The sequence below is a fragment of the Catenuloplanes niger genome (assembly GCF_031458255.1).
In the GTDB taxonomy this organism is placed as follows: Bacteria; Actinomycetota; Actinomycetes; order Mycobacteriales; family Micromonosporaceae; genus Catenuloplanes; species Catenuloplanes niger.
Genome location: NZ_JAVDYC010000001.1, coordinates 5,471,834 through 5,488,982 on the forward strand (window position 1 = coordinate 5,471,834; position 17,149 = coordinate 5,488,982).

Below are 17,149 nucleotides of genomic sequence, written 5' to 3' on the forward strand. Positions count from 1 at the left end.
CGCCACGGCCTCGACGTAGGGGTAGCCGTACTCCCGGCGCAGTCGGTCTATGTGACCGCGGCGCTTTCCCCAATAGCGGCGCCGCTCATGTACCCGACGGAATTTGTCACGCGCGGCAGAGTAATTACGAGACGCAGTCCGATCTCGCATCTTCGCCATTCCCGCCGACGTGAACAACTGCAATTGCCGCATGGAGAAAGCCTTTCACAAAGCGTCGATCATCGCCGCCCCGATGTGGCCCCCTGGCCCACATGCGATCGTGCACCATTCGCGACACGTGACTTTCGAACCGGACCGTACTTTCGGCACCCCGCACACCGCGACCGCGATAGGCTCTATGCGGCGACGCCGAATAGCATCAGCACCCGAATGCCGGCATTCAAGCCTCCGCAACGCGCCCGATATGCGACTGGCGCGTTCGAGCGGGGTCGGCTGGTCGCGCGAATCCCGCGTACCGCAGCCGTGGTGGTTTTCGCGGACGTGCGCCAGCACCATCCCGGCCCACAGACGCAACCCACACCCGCCACGAAAAAACAGCCGGCCCCACGGACCCCCACACCCGGCAATCCCGCCATGCACCGGAGCTCGAGGCCCGCCGGAGGCAGCCCTGCACGCGACCCCACCGCTCAAGAAGCCGCGCCCGGAAGCCCTTGCTCCCCAGTGTTAGCATGGTGATATCACTTCGATATGGGGGAGATGTCATGGAGCGGCGAGTCTTCCGGGTGAACGGGTTCCTGGTGATCGGCCTGCTGGTGCTGCTCGCGGCCGTGGCCGCGGCGGTGGCGGTGCCGTTCGTGGAGGCGGACGGCGGTGAGGTGGTCGTCGGCGTCACGGTGGCGGTGTACGGCCTGATCCTGGCGATCGCGTCGACCGGGTTCGTGGTGGTGAACCCGAACGAGGCGCAGGTGGTGCAGTTCTTCGGGCGCTATCTGGGTGTGATCCGCAGCGAGGGTCTCCAGTGGACGCTGCCGCTGACGGTGCGGCGGCGGGTGACGTTGCGGGTGCGCAACTTCGAGACCGACCGGCTGAAGGTGTCGGATGCGGATGGCAACCCGGTGGAGATCGCGGCGGTCGTGGTGTGGCGGGTGGTGGATCCCGCGGCGGCGGTGTTCGCGGTGGACGACCACATCGAGTACGTGGCGGTGCAGGCCGAGACCGCGGTGCGGCACCTGGCCACCAGCTACCCGTACGAGGCGCACGACACCGGCCGCTCCAGCCTGCGGGACAGTTCGGTGGTCAGCGAGGAGCTGACCGCGGAACTGCGTGAGCGGTTCGAGCGGGCCGGGGTGGAGGTGCTGGAGTCGCGGACCACCCACCTGGCCTACGCTCCGGAGATCGCGCAGGCGATGCTGGCGCGGCAGCAGGCGAGCGCGATCGTCGGCGCCCGGTTCCAGATCGTGGAGGGTGCGGTCGGCATGGTGTCGAACGCGCTGGAGCGTCTGCGGGCCGAGCACGTGGTCGAGCTGGACGAGGAGCGCAAGGCTCAGATGGTGGCGAACCTGCTGGTGGTGCTGTGCGGCGACCGGGCCGCGCAGCCGGTGGTCAACGCGGGGTCGCTGTACTCCTGAGAGGCACTGTGCGATGCCGGAGCGCAAGAAGCTGTTGTTACGCCTGGACCCGCAGGTCTACGACGCGGTCGCGAAGTGGGCGGCGGACGACCTGCGCAGCGTGAACGCGCAGATCGAGTTCGCGCTGCGGCAGGCGTTGCGGGGCGCGGGCCGCAAGCCGAAGCCCGCGCCCGAGCCCGAACCCGGGGCGGACGACGCTACCGAATGAACGGAGGCCGCGGACCCGGGTCCGCGGCCTCCCACGGGTTGCGCGGCGTGGCGCGCGCCAGCACGGCCGCGATCAGCAGGGCGAGCCCGGCGACGGAGAGCCCGCCGGTGACGATCCACTGGCCGAACGAGTAGATCCCGAACAGCGACGTCCCGGCCGCCTGGATCACCATCGGCGTGACGATCTGCCAGATCGTGCCGAGCACCGTGGAGACCAGTGTCAGCGTGAGTCCGACGGTGGCGAAGCGCGTGGTACGCGGCGGCAGCGAGCCGGCGCGCGTGCGGACGAGGACCAGCCCCACCACGCCGGCGATCAGCGTCGGCAGCGAGGTCACGGTGGCGAAGAAGTACATGGTCGGGAGGCTAACCGCAGGCCACAAGCGGTACCCCACCCGCGCGGAGGGGACTGCGGCGACCTCCTAGGCTGATCGGGTGGCTCTCTCCTTCGTCAGTGACCCCGTCACCGTGCGGGCGCCCGCCACCAGCGCGAATCTCGGTCCGGGGTTCGACGCGCTCGGGCTCGCGCTCGCGCTCCACGACCACGTCACCGGCCGCGTCACGGACGACGGCTGCGTGGTGACGGTGACCGGCCAGGGCGCCGGTGAGCTGCCGTCCGGCCCGGAGCACCTGGTGGCCCGCGCCGCGTTCGCGGCGTTCGACGTGCTCGGTGCCCGCCCGCCCGGTCTCGCGCTGGACTGCGACAACCGCATCCCGCAGGCGCGCGGGCTCGGCTCCTCGTCCGCCGCGATCGTGGCCGGCATCGAGGTGGCCCGGTCGCTGGTGGTGGGCGGTCGCGAGCTGATGGACGACGCGGCCGCGCTGCGCCTGGCGAACGAGATCGAGGGTCATCCGGACAACGTGGCGCCGTGCCTGCTCGGTGGTTTCACCATCGCCTGGACCGGCGCGGACGGCGCGCACGCGGTGCGGCTGGCGCCGTCCGCAGCCGTGCATCCGACGGTTTTCGTGCCGGATGTCCGCGGCCTGACCGCGCATGCGCGGGCCGCGCTGCCGGCCGAGGTGCCGCACGCGGACGCGGCGCGCAACGCGGGACGGGCGGCGCTGCTGGTCCATGCGCTGACCACCGCGCCGGAGCTGCTGCTGCCGGCCACCGAGGACCGCCTGCACCAGGACTACCGGGCGCCCGGCATGCCGGAGAGCGCGGCGCTGGTCCGGCGGCTCCGGGCGGCCGGTGTGGCCGCCGTGATCAGCGGTGCCGGGCCCTCCGTGCTGGCATTGACACAGGTGCCCGGTGACTTCGACGCGGGTGACGGCTGGGCCGCCACGCCGATGTCGGTGGACGCGGACGGTGCGGGACTGTCCGGTAGTACACTGGGACACGCCAAGCGGTACACTATTGCCGCAGGTCGCAAGAGTTGATTACGCTCTAGACCTAGCAGCACGACCGCGAAGCAAGCGATGATCTCCTGCGGGTCGGTGCACCCCCGAAGCTTTCGGCGGTCAGCCCGTCTCACCTCCTGCCTAGGCATGACGCCGTTCCGCAGATGTCACGGCCGCTGTCGGCGGCGATCCTGATCTGTCGATCCAGACCGATTAGAAACCGCTCTCCGGCTGCCGTGCGCAAGACTCCCGTGACGCGATGTGCGAGGCGGGAAACCGAGGCCGCCCGGCCACCACTGACAACACCCGGGCAGCCCGGCCTTACGAGGGAAGGAATCCATTGAGCGACACCACCGACATCACGTCGGATGCTTCCAAGGTCGCTGATGACGCCGCGGCCGGCACCACCCGTCGCCGGCGCTCCGGGACCGGCCTGACGGCGATGCTCCTGCCCGAGCTGCAGAGCCTCGCCGCGTCGCTCGGCATTTCCGGCACGGCCCGGATGCGCAAGGGCGAGCTGGTCGCCGCCATCTCCGAGCGGCAGGGTGGTGGCGCCGGCGGAGGTGCCCCCCGCCAGCGTGCGGAGGTCGCCGCGGCGGCTGCACCGGTGCGCGAGGAGGTGCGGGCCGAGGTCCGCGAGACCGCCACCGCCACCGCGACCGCGCCCGCCGAGGCCCCGGCGGAGACGACGCGGGCACCGCGCCGGTCCTCCCGGGCGGCCGGCGCTCCGGAGCCGCGCACCACCGAGACCGAGGAAGCACCGGAGCCGCAGCGCGAGGGCCGCAGCCGTCGCGAGCGTGGCGACCGCACCGAGCGGGCGGAGCGCGGCGAGCGGGCGGAGCGCGCCGAGCGGACCGACCGCGCCGAGCGGACCGACCGCGCCGAGCGTGGCGAGCGCGTCGAGCGTGGCGACCGCGTCGAGCGGGGCGAGCGCGGCGAGCGGGGCGACCGTGCCGAGCGCAACGACCGTGGTGACCGCGCCGAGCGCGGCGACCGCACGGACCGCAACGACCGCGGTGACCGCGCCGAGCGGGGCGACCGTGCCGAGCGCAACGACCGTGGTGACCGCGCCGAGCGCGGCGACCGGGCGGAGCGCAACGACCGCGGCGAGCGGGGCGAGCGCGACCGGGACCGCAACGACCGTTCGGAGCGGGCGCCGCGCGGTGCCGACCGGGACCGCAACGACGACAGCGACTCGGACGACGAGGACGGCAGCGGCCGGCGCGGCCGGCGCTCCCGCTTCCGGGAGCGTCGCCGTGGCCGCGGTGAGCGTGAGGGCAGCGAGCGCACCGACCGGGGCGGCAACGAGCCGCAGTTCTCCGAGGACGACGTGCTCGTCCCGGTGGCCGGCATCATCGACGTGCTGGACAACTACGCGTTCGTCCGCACCACCGGCTACCTCTCCGGGCCGAACGACGTCTACGTCTCCATGTCGCAGGTCAAGAAGTACGGTCTGCGCCGCGGTGACGCGATCACCGGTGCGGTCCGGGCGGCCCGCGAGGGCGAGCAGCGGCGCGACAAGTACAACCCGCTGGTCCGGCTGGACACGATCAACGGGATGGACCCGGACGAGGCCAAGCGCCGCCCCGAGTTCTACAAGCTCACGCCGCTCTACCCGCAGGAGCGCCTGCGGCTGGAGACCGAGCCGCACATCCTGACCACCCGCGTCATCGACCTGGTGATGCCGATCGGCAAGGGCCAGCGCGCCCTGATCGTCTCGCCGCCGAAGGCCGGTAAGACGATGGTGCTCCAGGCGATCGCGAACGCGATCACCCACAACAACCCGGAGTGCCACCTGATGGTGGTGCTGGTGGACGAGCGTCCCGAAGAGGTCACCGACATGCAGCGGTCGGTGAAGGGCGAGGTCATCGCGGCCACGTTCGACCGGCCGCCGCAGGACCACACCACGGTCGCGGAGCTGGCGATCGAGCGGGCCAAGCGCCTGGTCGAGCTGGGCCACGACGTGGTCGTGCTGCTCGACTCGGTGACGCGTCTCGGCCGGTCGTACAACCTGGCCGCGCCGGCCTCCGGCCGCATCATGTCCGGTGGTATCGACTCGACCGCGCTCTACCCGCCGAAGCGTTTCCTCGGCGCCGCGCGCAACATCGAGAACGGTGGCTCGCTCACCATTCTCGCGACCGCGCTGGTGGAGACCGGGTCCATGATGGACACGGTCATCTTCGAGGAGTTCAAGGGCACCGGTAACGCGGAGCTGAAGCTGGACCGGAAGATCGCCGACAAGCGGACCTTCCCGGCCATCGACATCCACCCGTCCGGCACGCGCAAGGAAGAGATCCTGCTCGCGCCGGAGGAGCTGGCCATCACGCACAAGCTGCGCAAGGTGCTCCACTCGCTGGAGTCGCAGGCCGCGCTGGACCTGCTGCTCGGCCGCCTCAAGGAGACCCGGACCAACATCGAGTTCCTGATGCAGATCGCGAAGTCGACGCCGGGCGAGTAAAGACCCACGACCTCAGCGACGGTACGGACGCCCGTACCGTCGCTGAGGTTTTTTCGGGTTCGACCGCGAAGCGTGGCTTTTGTGGCTGATCATGGTGGTGTGTCGCACACGGCCGTTCCCGGTTATCGAGACATCCCGACCGAACCGTGGGACCCGAACGCGCCGGTCGACGCGCTCGAGGCGGAGGAGTTCCTGCGGCTCTGCTACGCCGAGGACAAGCGCCTCGGCCCGGTCGAGCAGCGGCTGTCCTCGGTGCGCGCGCAGATCGCCGCGACCGGTACCTACGCGCAGACGTTCGACGAGGTCGCCTACGGCGCGAAGGTGGCCTGGCGCAACGCCTCCCGCTGCATCGGCCGGCTCTACTGGCGCAGCCTGGTGGTGCTGGACCGGCGGGACGCGCACACCGCGGACCACATCTTCACGCTGCTGCTGCGGCACCTGCGGCAGGCCGGCAACATGTCCAACCCCGGCATGCTGCGGCCGGTCATCTCGATCTTCCCGCCGGCGACGCCCGGCCGGCCGTACCCCCGGATCTGGAACGAGCAGTTGATCCGGTACGCGGGTTACCGGCGCACCGACGGCAGCGTGCTCGGTGACCCGCGGATGGTGGAGTTCACCGCGGCGATGACCGCGCGGGGCTGGCGGGGCGCGGGCACCGGCCACGACGTGCTGCCGCTGGCGATCGAGACGCCGGCCGAGGGCGTACGGCTCTTCGAGCTCTCCGAGCGGTCCGTGCTGGAGGTGCGGATCTCGCACCCGGAGCTGCCCTGGTTCGAGGAGCTCGGCCTGCGCTGGCACGCGATCCCGGCGATCTCCAACATGCGGCTGACCATCGGCGGCGTGCACTACCCGCTGGCGCCGTTCAACGGCTGGTACATGGGCACCGAGATCGGCGCGCGCACGTTCGGCGACGCCGAACGCTACGACATGCTGCCCGAGGTGGCGAAGCGGATGGGCCTGGACATGTCGTCCGACGGCACGATGTGGCGGGACCGCGCGCTGATCGAGCTGAACCGCGCGGTGCTGCACTCGTTCGACCTGGCCGGCGTGAAGATCTCCGACCACCACACCGAGTCGGAGCGTTTCCTCACCCACCTGCGCAACGAGGAGCGGGCCGGCCGGCAGGTGCCCGCGGACTGGAGCTGGATCGTGCCGCCGATCTCCGGGTCGGCCACGCCGGTCTTCCACCGTTACTACCACGAGGCGGACCAGCGGCCCGCGTTCTACCTGGACCCGGACGCCCACGAGCGGGCGATGCACCCGAAATCCTCAGCTTCGGGCGAGTGAGGCCGAACGGGGACGTGGAATCGGAGTCGGCGCGCGAGGGGATGAACCGGATGTACCCACGGCCGCTGTTGCCGGTACTGGCCATCTGGGACCGCACCCGGATGACGGTGCGCCTCTCCATCATCATGGTGGTGCTGCTGGTCCCGTGCATGAGCGCGGTCTACGGCTTCGTGCACTTCTCGCAGGGCCAGATCTCCTTCTCCGAGCGGGAGAGCGACGGCAACGACGTGCTGCTGCCCGCGCTGGAGCTGTTCGGCGGCGCGCTGACCGGCCGGCGCCCGAACCTGGCCGCGCTGGACGCCGCGATGGCGGACAACCCGGAACTCTTCGCGGACGGCGGACTGGACGAGGCGCACGCCGCGGTCACGTCGGCGGCGGCCGGGGACCCGACCACCGGAGCCGGCCGGATCGCGTTCGGCGAGGCGCTGGCCGCGTTCATCACCGGCGTCGCCAACGAGTCCAACCTGATCCTCGACCCGGACCTCGACTCGTTCTACGTGATGGACATGGAGGTCGTGCAGCTGCCGCGGGTGCTGCTGGCCGCGGCCCGCGCGGCCGCGCCGGTCAGCCCGGCCGGCACCGCGCTGATCGCCGAGCAGGCCGTCTACGCCAGCGAGCTGACCACGGTCGCCGGGAACCTGCGGACCGGTGCGGAGACGTCGCTGGCGAACACGTCCGACGGCACGCTGACCGGGCGCCTGGCCGGGGTGGAGCGGGTCGCGGCCGCCGCGGAGACCATCGCGAGCGCGCTCGACGCCGGGCTCGGCACCGCGGTCGCGGTCGACCCGGCGCCGCTGGGCGAGGCGGTCACCGCGGTCTCCGGCGACCTCCACACCGCGCTCGGCGGGCTGATCGGCACCCGGATCGACGGCTTCGAGGCGGAGCAGGACACGATCCTGGCGATCACCGTGGTCGGCGTGCTGCTGGCCGTCTACGCGGGCGTCGGGCTCTGGTGGCACACCCGCTTCCACGTCGGGCACATGGTGGCCGGCGTGCAGGCGATCGCGGCCGGGGATCTCGCGCCGCGCCCGCTGCCGACCGGCCGGGACGAGTTCGGCGACATCGGCCGCGCGCTCGGCACCGCGCGCGCGAAGATCGCGGCCCAGGAGGAGGACCTGCGCGCCGGCCAGGACGCGCGCGAGCAGCAGATGAGCACCAGCATGGCCCAGCAGCAGCGCTCCGAGGCGCTGCTGCGGGAACGGGCGAAGGAGGCGATCGCGGACACCGCGTCCACCATCGCGATGGAGCTGGCCGAGGTGGTCGATCAGGTCGAGCAGGTGCGCGCGGCCACGAACCGGATCGACGGGCAGATGGCCGCGGCCGCGCAGATCACCGAATCCGTGGTGACGAAGGCGGCCGAGGCGGACCGGGTCACCGGCGCGCTCACCGCGAGCCTGCGCCGCGTCGCGGAGATGGCCCAGGTGATCGCGGGCGTGGCGGACCAGACCCGCATGCTGGCGCTGAACGCGACGATCGAGGCGGCCCGGGCCGGCGAGATGGGCAAGGGCTTCGCGGTGGTCGCCGGCGAGGTCAAGGACCTGGCCACCGCGTCCGCCCGGTCCACCGAGCAGATCTCCAGCACGATCTCCTCGCTGGAGACCGACGTGGCCGCGATGTTCGCCGCGATCGGCGGCGTCACCGACGGCATCGGCAGTGTGAACACCGCCACACTGGAGCTGCGCCAGATCGCGGCCGACCAGCACGACCTGGTGCAGAGCCTGGACCGCGGCGTCGCGGAGACGCTGGACCGGATCAACAACATGGTCGACCTGACCGACAAGCTGGAGCGGCGCGAGTTCCCCCGCTACGCCGACACCGGGCCGGTCACGCTGGTCGTGGACGGCGAGCGGCACGCCGGCCGGCTGCTCGACGTGAGCCTCGGCGGCCTGCACTGCACCGTGCCGACGCTCGACCGGCTCGGCCTCGGCGCGGACGTGACCGCCGAACTGCGCGTCTCCGGCACCACCGTCACGCTGGCCGGGAACGTGGCCCAGCGCACCGGGGACGACCTGCGGCTGCGCTTCCTGGACGTGTCACCGGAGGCCCGTGGGGCGCTCGCCCGGCACATCGCCACGCTCGGGAATGCGCTGCCGTGAGTTCCGGTTGCACCAGCCGGAACGGTCACCGTCTCCCGGTGCGGGCCCCGCACCCCGGACATGGCAGACTGGACCATCGGCCAGCGGTTCCGGTTCACGCTCCACGATCGGCGTCGAGCGACCCGGCGACCACCCACGAGAGGACCGAGGCACATGAAGAAGGACATTCACCCGCAGTACGCCGTGACCGAGGTGTCCTGCTCCTGCGGCAGCACGTTCACCACGCGCAGCACCGCGAAGGACGGGAAGATCTCCGTCGAGACCTGCAGCGCCTGCCACCCGTTCTACACCGGCAAGCAGCGCGTGCTCGACACCGCGGGTCGCGTGGCGAAGTTCCAGCAGAAGTACGCCAAGGTCCAGAAGACCGGCGCCAAGACCAAGTAGCTTTCCGTACGGCGCTCGTTCCTGTTCGTTCAGGGGCGGGCGCCGTTCGTCGTTCATGCCCGGTTGTGACGTAGCGCGCTTCGTGACGTAGAGAGCTGATGAGATGAGCAACGAACGGCTGATGTCACTCCTGGAGGAGTACGCCGACCTGGAGAAGCGGCTCGCCGACCCGGCCATCCACGCGGACCAGAACACGGCCCGGCGGGTGGGCCGGCGGTTCGCCGAGCTCTCCCCGATCCACAAGGCCAACGGCGAGCTGGAGCAGGCCCGCGAGGACCTGGAGGCCGCGCGCGAGCTGGCCGCCGAGGACCCGGCCTTCGCGGCCGAGGCCGACGAGCTGTCCGCGCGCCTGCCCGTGCTGGAGGAGCGCCTCGCCGAGCTGCTCATCCCGCGGGACCCCAACGACGCCAAGGACGTGATCCTGGAGATCAAGGCGGGCGAGGGCGGCGAGGAGTCCGCGCTGTTCGCCGGCGACCTGCTGCGGATGTACCAGCGGTACGCGGAGCGGCACGGCTGGGTCACCGAGGTCATCGAGGCGCAGAGCTCGGACATGGGCGGCGTCAAGGACGTCTCCGTCGCGATCAAGACGAAGGGCGTGCCCGAGGGCGGCAACGGCGTCTGGTCCCGGCTCAAGTGGGAGGGCGGCGTGCACCGGGTGCAGCGCGTCCCGGTCACCGAGTCGCAGGGCCGGATCCACACCTCCGCGGCCGGCGTGCTGGTGCTGCCCGAGGCCGAGGAGGTCGACGTGCAGATCGACGCGAACGACCTGCGCATCGACGTGTTCCGCTCATCCGGGCCGGGCGGGCAGTCGGTCAACACCACCGACTCCGCGGTCCGGATCACGCACCTGCCGACCGGCGTGGTCGTGTCCTGCCAGAACGAGAAGTCCCAGCTGCAGAACCGGGAGCAGGCCATGCGGATCCTGCGGTCCCGGCTGCTCGCGCACGCCCAGGAGGCGGCCGCGGCGGAGGCGTCCGACGCGCGCAAGTCGCAGGTGCGCACGGTCGACCGGTCCGAGCGGATCCGGACGTACAACTTCCCGCAGAACCGGATCACCGACCACCGGATCGGCTTCACCGCGTACAACCTGGACCTGGTGCTGGCCGGTGACGTGGACGGCGTGCTGGACGCGCTGACCGAGGCGGACCGGGCGGCGCGCCTGGCCGGCGACACCGAACTGTCCCGGAAGTAAGTGACCTGACCGGGGTTCCACCCTGTCCTTCTCCGTGACGGCGTTCGGAGCCGGCACCGAGACAGGGAGCACGATGAACGAGAACCTCAAGGATCTGTTCGGCCAGGCGGTCGCGGACGAGCCGGCGGCGCTGGGGGACGTCACCGACGGCGCGATCGCGGACGGCACCCGGATCCGCCGGCGGCGACGGCTGGTCGCCGGCCCGGTGGCCGCGGTCGCGCTGGTGGCGGCGCTCGGTGCCACCGGGGCCATGCTGCCATCGGCCGTGGAACCACCCGGCGGCCCCGTGTCGGTGTCGGAGTGCGGCATCCCCGACTTCGTCCTGACCGAGAAGCCGGTGCTGTTCCTCTCCGCGCGGGACGACGTCACGGCCGCGCAGCGCGCCGCGATCGAGACCCGGCTCGGCGGGGACGAGCTGGTCCGCGGCTTCACCTGGACCGACCCGCTGACCGTCGAGCAACTGGTGGACGCCGGGATGACCCGGAACGTCAGGGTGGGGGACGGGCCCGACCTGCCGGGCCGGTACCGCGTCGAGCTGGCCGAGCCGGACCGCGCGACGGAGTTCCTCGACGACTACGCCGACGTCCCCGGCGTCGACCCGCACGGGGTGCAGCTGGTGTGCCGCGGGGGAGTGTGGCCGTGACCGCGCTGGACGTCACCACCGTGGGAGTCACCGGCAAGGCCGCCCGGCACGCCGACTTCACCGAGTTCGCGACCGCGGCGACGCCCCGGCTGCGGCGCACCGCCTACCTGATGACCCGGGACTGGCACCTCGCGCAGGACCTCACCCAGACCACGCTGGCCAAGATGTTCGCGTCCTGGCGGCGGGTGCGCCGCGCGTCGAACCTGGACGCGTACAGCCGCAAGGTCCTGATGAACGTGGTCTTCGACCACCGTAGGCGGCGCCGGGACGTCGTCGTCGCGGAGACACCCGACCGCGGCGTCGACGGCGGCGGCCGGGCCGAGCTGCAGGTCACCCTGCTGCGCGCGCTCGCCACGCTGCCGGACCGCGACCAGGCCGTGGTCGTGCTCCGGCACTGGGAGGACCGCAGCGTCGAGGCGGTGGCGGAGATCCTCGGCATCTCCGCCTCCGCCGTCAAGATGCGCGACATGCGGGCGCTCGCCCGGCTGCGCGCCGAGCTGGGCGAGGACGTCCGGCTCAGCTGAGCCCGGTCCTCAGCTGAGCCCGGTCCTCAGTCAAGCCTTGTGTGCGGTGGTGTAGCGGGCGCGCTGCGCGAGGTCGTACCGGAGCCGGACGACGGCGAACCGGCCGTCCTCGCGCAGCAGCGCCGGCACCTCCGCGCCGTGCGTCTCGTCGTGCTCCACCGCGAACGAGCCGCCGGACGTCAGCAGCCGCGCGGCCGTGCCGATCACCGCGGGGATGAGGTCCAGGCCCTCCTCACCACCGAACACGGCCTGCGGCGGATCGTGGTCGACCTCGACCGCGACCTTCGTGCCGCGCGGCACGTACGGCGGGTTGCACAGCACCAGGTCGACGGTGCCGTTCAGGTCGGCCAGCACGGACTCGTCCGCGACGTCCCCCTCCACCACGGTGATGTGCGGGTCGCCGGCGTCCGCGCGTTCGGCCGCGTTGCGCCGCAGCCAGGTCAGCGCCTCCGGGGACCGCTCCACCGCGTAGACCGTCGCGTCCGGGCGCTCGTTCGCCACGGCCAGCGCGATCGCGCCGGAGCCGCTGCACAGGTCGACCACCACCGGCCGGGAGTGCCCGGCCAGCGCGGCCAGGCCCCAGTCCGCCAGCAGCTCGGTCTCCGGCCGGGGCACGAACACGCCCGGGCCGACGGAGAGCTCGATGTGCCGGAACGGCGCGCTGCCGGTGATGTGCTGCAGCGGTACGCCGGTCGCGCGCTTCTCGATCACCTTCACGTACTCGAGCAGCGCCTGCTCGGTGAAACCGTCGGAGAGCAGCAGTTGCGAGCGGGACTCGCCCAGCACGTGAGCGGCGAGGATCTCCGCGTCGACGCGCGGCGTCGGAACGCCGGCCTCGTCCAGGCGAGACGTCCCGCGGGCCACGACCGCGGAGGCTCGTGTCCGTTCCGTGCCCGCTGGGGGCTTTCCATGAGCGTGGGTCACGCCATAATCATTACGGTACGCACATCGCGGCGGGCCGAAGACGCACCGCTCGTCGTTTCGAGACCACAACTTTGCGGCGGACCGAGCGGGTACGCCGCCTCGACAGATCAGGGAGGCGCCGAGTGGGTTGGCTCGACCGGGTCGCGGACCAGGCCGACCGCCTGCGTGAGGCGCGCACGTTGCAGCAGGCCGACCGCTCGGCGGAGGCGTCCCGGCTGCTGGAGCAGGTCGCGGAGAGCACGCGCGACCCCTACGCCCGGACCGACGCGCTGGTCCAGCGGCTCGGCACGCTGATCAACCTCGGGCGCACCGCGGAGTACGGGCCGGCCATGGACCGCGCGTTCGAGGCCGTGCAGGAGCTGCCGGAGCCGTACGTGCGGGGACAACTGCACGCGTTCGCCGCGCTCGCCGCCCACCACCAGGGTGCGCTCGACCGCTGCGTGATGCACCTGGTGCAGAGCTCCCGCGCGCTCAACGCGGTGACCGACCCGGACTCGGACACCGCCTGGGGCTGGCACGACCTCGCGATGGCGTACTCGTACCTGGCGTTCCACGGCTACGCGCTCTCCGCGATCGAGCGCGCCCGGCAGATCGGCGCCGCGGCCGGCCTGGCCGAGGAGGTGCTGGCCGCGCCCGGCATCCGGCTGCGCAACGCGATCGCGCTGGACCACGCCGGCGACACGGACGGCTGCCTGCGCGTGCTCCGCGACGTCAGCGACGACCTGACCCGGATCGGCCGGGCCGGTCACCTGGACCGGATCCGGCCGAGCAGCCGCGCGGCGTACGGCTACACGGTCGCCCGCCGGGCCGCGCTCGGTGAACGCGGCCCGGTCGACGCGTGGCCGCTGCTCGCCTACGGCGGGGACAGCGCGCGCGCCCGGGACCTGCGCCGGCTCGGCGAGGTGTGCCTGTCCATCGCGGACGGCCGGACCACGGAGGCGCTCACCCAGCTCAGCTCCGTCACGGTCGCGCCGGAGACGCTCGGCGCGGCCGAGCCGGCCCGGTTGCGCAGCGTCTCGTACGCCCGGGCCGGCGACCACGAGGCGGCGCACCGCGCGGACCGGCTCGCGTTCCGGCTCGCCACCCAGCGCAACGACCGGCTGCGCGAGGTCTACGTGGACGGCATCGCGGCCCGGCTGGACCAGGAGGAGATGCGCCGCGCCGCCGCGCAGGCCGGCGGGGAGGCGCTGTCCGACCCGCTGACCGGCCTGCCGAACCGCCGTCGCCTGGAGCGGTACGTCGCGGAGCTGGCCGAGCACGGCGAGCGCGCCGCGCTGGGCGTCTGCGACCTGATGGGTTTCACCTCGGTCAACACCGTGCACGGTCATCACGCCGGCGACCTGGTGCTGCAGCGGGTCGCCGGCGTGATAAACCGGGTGATGCGCCGCGGCGACTTCGTGGCCCGTTACGGCGGCGACGAGTTCGTGGTGGTGCTGCCCGGCGCCGGCACGGCCCAGGCCACCGAGGTCGGCCGGCGCATCTCCACCGCGCTGGCCGCGGAGGACTGGGAGTCGCTGGTCCCCGGCACGCCGATCTCCGCCCGCCTGGGCTGGGCCGAGATCAACGGCGCCGTCCCGGAGGGGCGCGGCGGCCTGGCCGACGCGCTGGTCCGCGCGTTCCGCACGGTCACCGCGTGAGGCCGGTCTCCGGCTCGTCGTAGATCTGCTCGCCCAACGACACCCGGAAGTGGAACGTCGCGGTCCGCCCCTCGACCGCGACCAGGAACGAGCCCGGCGTGGCCAGCCGGTAGACCCGCCGCCGGCGCGGCGACCAGGGATGCTCCGGCTGGTACTCCCGCGCGGTCCGCAGCGCCAGCTCCTGCGCGCCCTCCTCGGTCTCGGCCGCGGGCGCCACGTTGGTCACCCGCCACTGCCGGCCCTCGCCGTTGCCGGTCTGCTCCTCCACGATCACGAACCACCCGCTCATGCCGCCGAGCGTAGGCACCCGGCGCCAATCTCCCGGACCGGCGAACCGGACCGGCAGAACCGTGCGAGAGCGGATTTCCCGCTTCCGGCGTGGCCGGTTGCCGCACGCTCCCGCGGGCACCGGTCGGCCGCGGGCGGCCTCCCTGCACGTTCCGCACGGGGCCGGGGCGAACCACGCCGTCCGCGCGGCGCGGCCGCGGGGTTTTCCGGTGCCCACCCTCGGATCCCGCAGGGAGGAGCGCCGGCGACGACCGGTGCCCGCGGGAGCGTGCGGCACGTGCGCGGCCGGGAGCGGGAAGATCGGGTTCGGCCGCTTTTTCGTCAGACGGCTCTGGCGACCGCGATCGTGGTGGAGTCGCGCTGGCCGGCCTCGTAGAACATGTACGAGACGCCGTTGTCGGTGCCGAACGCGGGTGCGGCCGCGCGGTTGCGGTCGGGCGCGCCGGTCAGCGGGGTGTGGAAGACGCCGAGGTGGTTCTCGCGGTCGAAGGCGGGGCCGACCTCGGTGAGGTACATCCGGCCGGACCCGCCGTGGTAGACGACGTAGGCGGTGCCGTTGCGGGTGAGCAGGTGCGGGCCGCTGAGGTCGGTCTCGCCGTCCGGAGTGGGCGAGACCAGCGGGACCGGGTCGTACTGCCAGGTCAGACCGTCGGGGGACCAGCCCCAGAAGATCTTGCGGACGCCGGGCGCGACGCGGTGGTAGCCCATGAACACCATGACGTAGCGGGCGCCGAGCGCGGGGATCGAGTGCGCGAAGACGCGCGCGTAGGAGGCCTCGGTGATGTTCGGGACCATCGCGGTGGTCAACACCTCGCCGTGGTACGTGTAGGTGATCCCGTCCGCGGAGACCGCCAGCCGGGTGGTGCTGTTCTCGCCGTGGAAGTACAGGTAGAAGCGCCGGCTCGGGGCGTGCCAGAGCACGTGCGGGGACGACACGTGACTGACCGAGTAGTGCGGTGCCCAGTCGGCCGGGACGATCGGGTTCGCCGGGTGCTCGGTGAACCGGCCGGCCAGCGAGTCGCCGTAGGCGAGGCAGATGCCGCCGGGCGCGTTGTGCGGCGCGTACCAGAGGTAGTAGCGGCCGCGGTACGAACTGATCTTGTCGTAGACGCCGCGCACGCACGGGAAGATCAGCTCGTTCGTCGGGTTGTAGGCCAGCGCGGACTTGGTGAACGGCGTGCCGAGGTAGCGGTAGCTCGGGAAGCCGGCCGGGCCGGCCGCGCGGGCGGGGGACGGGCTGCCGAGTGCGCCGGCCGTGCCGAGTGTGCCGGCCGTGCCGAGCAGGGCGGCGCCGCGCAGGACTGAGCGACGGTGCATGGGTCATGCCTCCGTTCAGTGACCAATGAGCGTGGTCGATGAGTCTCGGCTCGCCGGAGCCCGCGCGTCAAGAAGCTAATACGAATTATCAGCGGGAAAACCTTCCGGGCGACGGGGGTTGACGAACCGGCCGCGCGCCCTGCCTAATACGCATTAGCACCGATCTGGACCGACGAGGCGAGGCGACCCGGAGTGACGGCGGCACGGAAGCGGATCACGCAGCAGGACATCGCGCGGATGACCGGCGTCAGTCAGGCGACGGTGTCGCTGGTGCTCAACGGGCGCACCGACGCGGACGTGCGGATCGCGCCGGAGACGCGCGAGCGGGTGCTGGCCGCGATCCGCAGCACCGGTTACGTGGCCGACCCGATCGCGCGCCGGCTCGCCGACCGGCACAACCGGATTCTCGGCGTGTTCACCTACGAGCCGGTCTTCCCGGCCGTGACCGGCGACTTCTTCCACCCGTTCCTGCTCGGCATCGAGGAGAGCGCGGAACGGCTCGGCTGCGACCTGCTGCTGTTCACCAGCGCACCGGTGGTGGACGGTCGCCGCCGGATCTTCCACCAGGACAACCGGTTGCGTCTGGCGGACGGCTGCATCCTGCTCGGCCGGTCGCTCGACCGCGACGAGCTGGCCCGGATGGTCGCGGAGGGGCAGCCGTTCGTGTCGGTCGGCCGGCGGGACGACGCGGGTGGGCCGGTGCCGTACGTGGGCGCGGACTATTCCGCGGCGACCGCGGCCGTGGTGGACCGCGCGGTCGCGGCCGGCCACCGCGAGCTGTGCTACCTGGGCGAGGGCGGGCGGACCGAGTCGTCCGGCGGTGCGGCGGTGCGCGTGCCCGAGTCGTTCGCCGACCGGTTCGCGGGCTACCGGGACGCGGCGGTCCGCCACCGTCTCGTGCCGCGCCGGGCGCGCGCCGCCGGGCGTACCCCCGGTGCCGTTCTGGATCTGCTGATCGCGGACGGCGTGACGGCGGTGCTGGTCGAGGAGTTCGCGGACGGCGTGGCGCTGGCGGCCGTGGCGCGGGAGCGCGGGCTGGACCTCCCGGGCGACCTGTCCGTGCTGGTGCTCGGCGACCCGACCCGGCCGGCACCGACCGACGTGGACTTCTCCGGGTACCGGATCCCGCGCCGGGAGATGGGCCGGCAGGCGACCGAGGTGCTGACCGCGCTGATCGCGGGCGAGACGACCCGGGCGGACGCGCGCCGGCTGCTGCCGTGCGCGCCGGTCGAGGGCGTGACGCTGAGTGCACCGCGGACCTGAGTGCACCGCGGATCTGAGTGGGC

16 protein-coding genes are annotated in these 17,149 nt (G+C 72.5%); 12 read left to right on the forward strand and 4 right to left on the reverse strand.

The window, feature by feature from the left end; all coding sequences use genetic code 11:
• Nucleotides 1-701: 701 nt before the first annotated feature.
• Complete coding sequence (locus J2S44_RS24365) at nt 702-1,568, forward strand: SPFH domain-containing protein (protein ID WP_310418300.1); 867 nt, start codon at nt 702-704, stop codon at nt 1,566-1,568.
• Between the two features lie 13 nt (nt 1,569-1,581).
• Nucleotides 1,582-1,776, forward strand: a complete 195-nt coding sequence (locus J2S44_RS24370) for a type II toxin-antitoxin system antitoxin (protein WP_310418305.1) — start codon at nt 1,582-1,584, stop codon at nt 1,774-1,776.
• Here the strand turns inward: J2S44_RS24370 and J2S44_RS24375 are convergent.
• Complete coding sequence (locus J2S44_RS24375; RefSeq protein WP_310418308.1) at nt 1,766-2,128, reverse strand: hypothetical protein; 363 nt, start codon at nt 2,126-2,128, stop codon at nt 1,766-1,768. The two genes, J2S44_RS24370 and J2S44_RS24375, sit on opposite strands and share 11 nt — an antisense overlap.
• A 79-nt stretch (nt 2,129-2,207) precedes the next feature.
• On the opposite strand from J2S44_RS24375, the gene thrB reads away from it, so the two are divergent.
• From thrB to J2S44_RS24415, 8 genes are all read left to right on the forward strand, one after another.
• Nucleotides 2,208-3,152 carry a homoserine kinase gene (gene thrB, locus J2S44_RS24380; RefSeq protein ID WP_310418311.1) on the forward strand — a complete coding sequence of 315 codons (945 nt, stop codon included), beginning with the start codon at nt 2,208-2,210 and terminating at the stop codon, nt 3,150-3,152.
• Nucleotides 3,153-3,453: 301 nt separating this feature from the next.
• Complete coding sequence (gene rho / locus J2S44_RS24385; RefSeq protein WP_310418315.1) at nt 3,454-5,571, forward strand: transcription termination factor Rho; 2,118 nt, start codon at nt 3,454-3,456, stop codon at nt 5,569-5,571.
• Nucleotides 5,572-5,670: 99 nt separating this feature from the next.
• A complete protein-coding gene (locus tag J2S44_RS24390) occupies nt 5,671-6,858 on the forward strand; it encodes a nitric oxide synthase oxygenase (RefSeq protein ID WP_310418318.1) in 1,188 nt (395 codons plus the stop codon).
• Between the two features lie 50 nt (nt 6,859-6,908).
• Entirely contained in the window at nt 6,909-8,954 is a 2,046-nt protein-coding gene (locus tag J2S44_RS24395; protein ID WP_310418320.1) for a methyl-accepting chemotaxis protein, read from the forward strand.
• A 153-nt stretch (nt 8,955-9,107) separates the two neighbouring features.
• Entirely contained in the window at nt 9,108-9,338 is a 231-nt protein-coding gene (gene rpmE, locus J2S44_RS24400; RefSeq protein WP_310418323.1) for a 50S ribosomal protein L31, read from the forward strand.
• Nucleotides 9,339-9,441: 103 nt separating this feature from the next.
• Nucleotides 9,442-10,530, forward strand: coding sequence for a peptide chain release factor 1 (prfA, locus tag J2S44_RS24405; protein WP_310418326.1), 1,089 nt, complete (start codon nt 9,442-9,444; stop codon nt 10,528-10,530).
• A 73-nt stretch (nt 10,531-10,603) separates the two neighbouring features.
• Nucleotides 10,604-11,173, forward strand: coding sequence for a hypothetical protein (locus tag J2S44_RS24410; protein WP_310418329.1), 570 nt, complete (start codon nt 10,604-10,606; stop codon nt 11,171-11,173).
• Complete coding sequence (locus J2S44_RS24415; protein ID WP_310418332.1) at nt 11,170-11,697, forward strand: SigE family RNA polymerase sigma factor; 528 nt, start codon at nt 11,170-11,172, stop codon at nt 11,695-11,697. The genes J2S44_RS24410 and J2S44_RS24415 overlap by 4 nt, the downstream gene beginning before the upstream one ends.
• Nucleotides 11,698-11,727: 30 nt before the next feature.
• Here the strand turns inward: J2S44_RS24415 and prmC are convergent, their stop codons facing one another.
• A complete protein-coding gene (gene prmC, locus J2S44_RS24420) occupies nt 11,728-12,561 on the reverse strand; it encodes a peptide chain release factor N(5)-glutamine methyltransferase (RefSeq protein WP_310418335.1) in 834 nt (277 codons plus the stop codon).
• 182 nt (nt 12,562-12,743) lie between these two features.
• Here prmC and J2S44_RS24425 point away from each other — a divergent pair, with 182 nt between their 5' ends.
• Complete coding sequence (locus J2S44_RS24425; RefSeq protein WP_310418337.1) at nt 12,744-14,258, forward strand: GGDEF domain-containing protein; 1,515 nt, start codon at nt 12,744-12,746, stop codon at nt 14,256-14,258.
• On the opposite strand, the gene J2S44_RS24430 is transcribed toward J2S44_RS24425, so the two are convergent.
• Both J2S44_RS24430 and J2S44_RS24435 read right to left on the reverse strand, forming a co-directional pair.
• Entirely contained in the window at nt 14,248-14,547 is a 300-nt protein-coding gene (locus J2S44_RS24430; protein WP_310418340.1) for a hypothetical protein, read from the reverse strand. The two genes, J2S44_RS24425 and J2S44_RS24430, sit on opposite strands and share 11 nt — an antisense overlap.
• A gap of 320 nt (nt 14,548-14,867) precedes the next feature.
• Nucleotides 14,868-15,863, reverse strand: a complete 996-nt coding sequence (locus tag J2S44_RS24435; protein WP_310418343.1) for a glycoside hydrolase family protein — start codon at nt 15,861-15,863, stop codon at nt 14,868-14,870.
• A gap of 192 nt (nt 15,864-16,055) precedes the next feature.
• Between J2S44_RS24435 and J2S44_RS24440 the strand changes: the two genes are divergently transcribed.
• Nucleotides 16,056-17,126 carry a LacI family DNA-binding transcriptional regulator gene (locus J2S44_RS24440; protein WP_310418346.1) on the forward strand — a complete coding sequence of 357 codons (1,071 nt, stop codon included), beginning with the start codon at nt 16,056-16,058 and terminating at the stop codon, nt 17,124-17,126.
• The last annotated feature ends 23 nt before the right edge of the window (nt 17,127-17,149 follow it).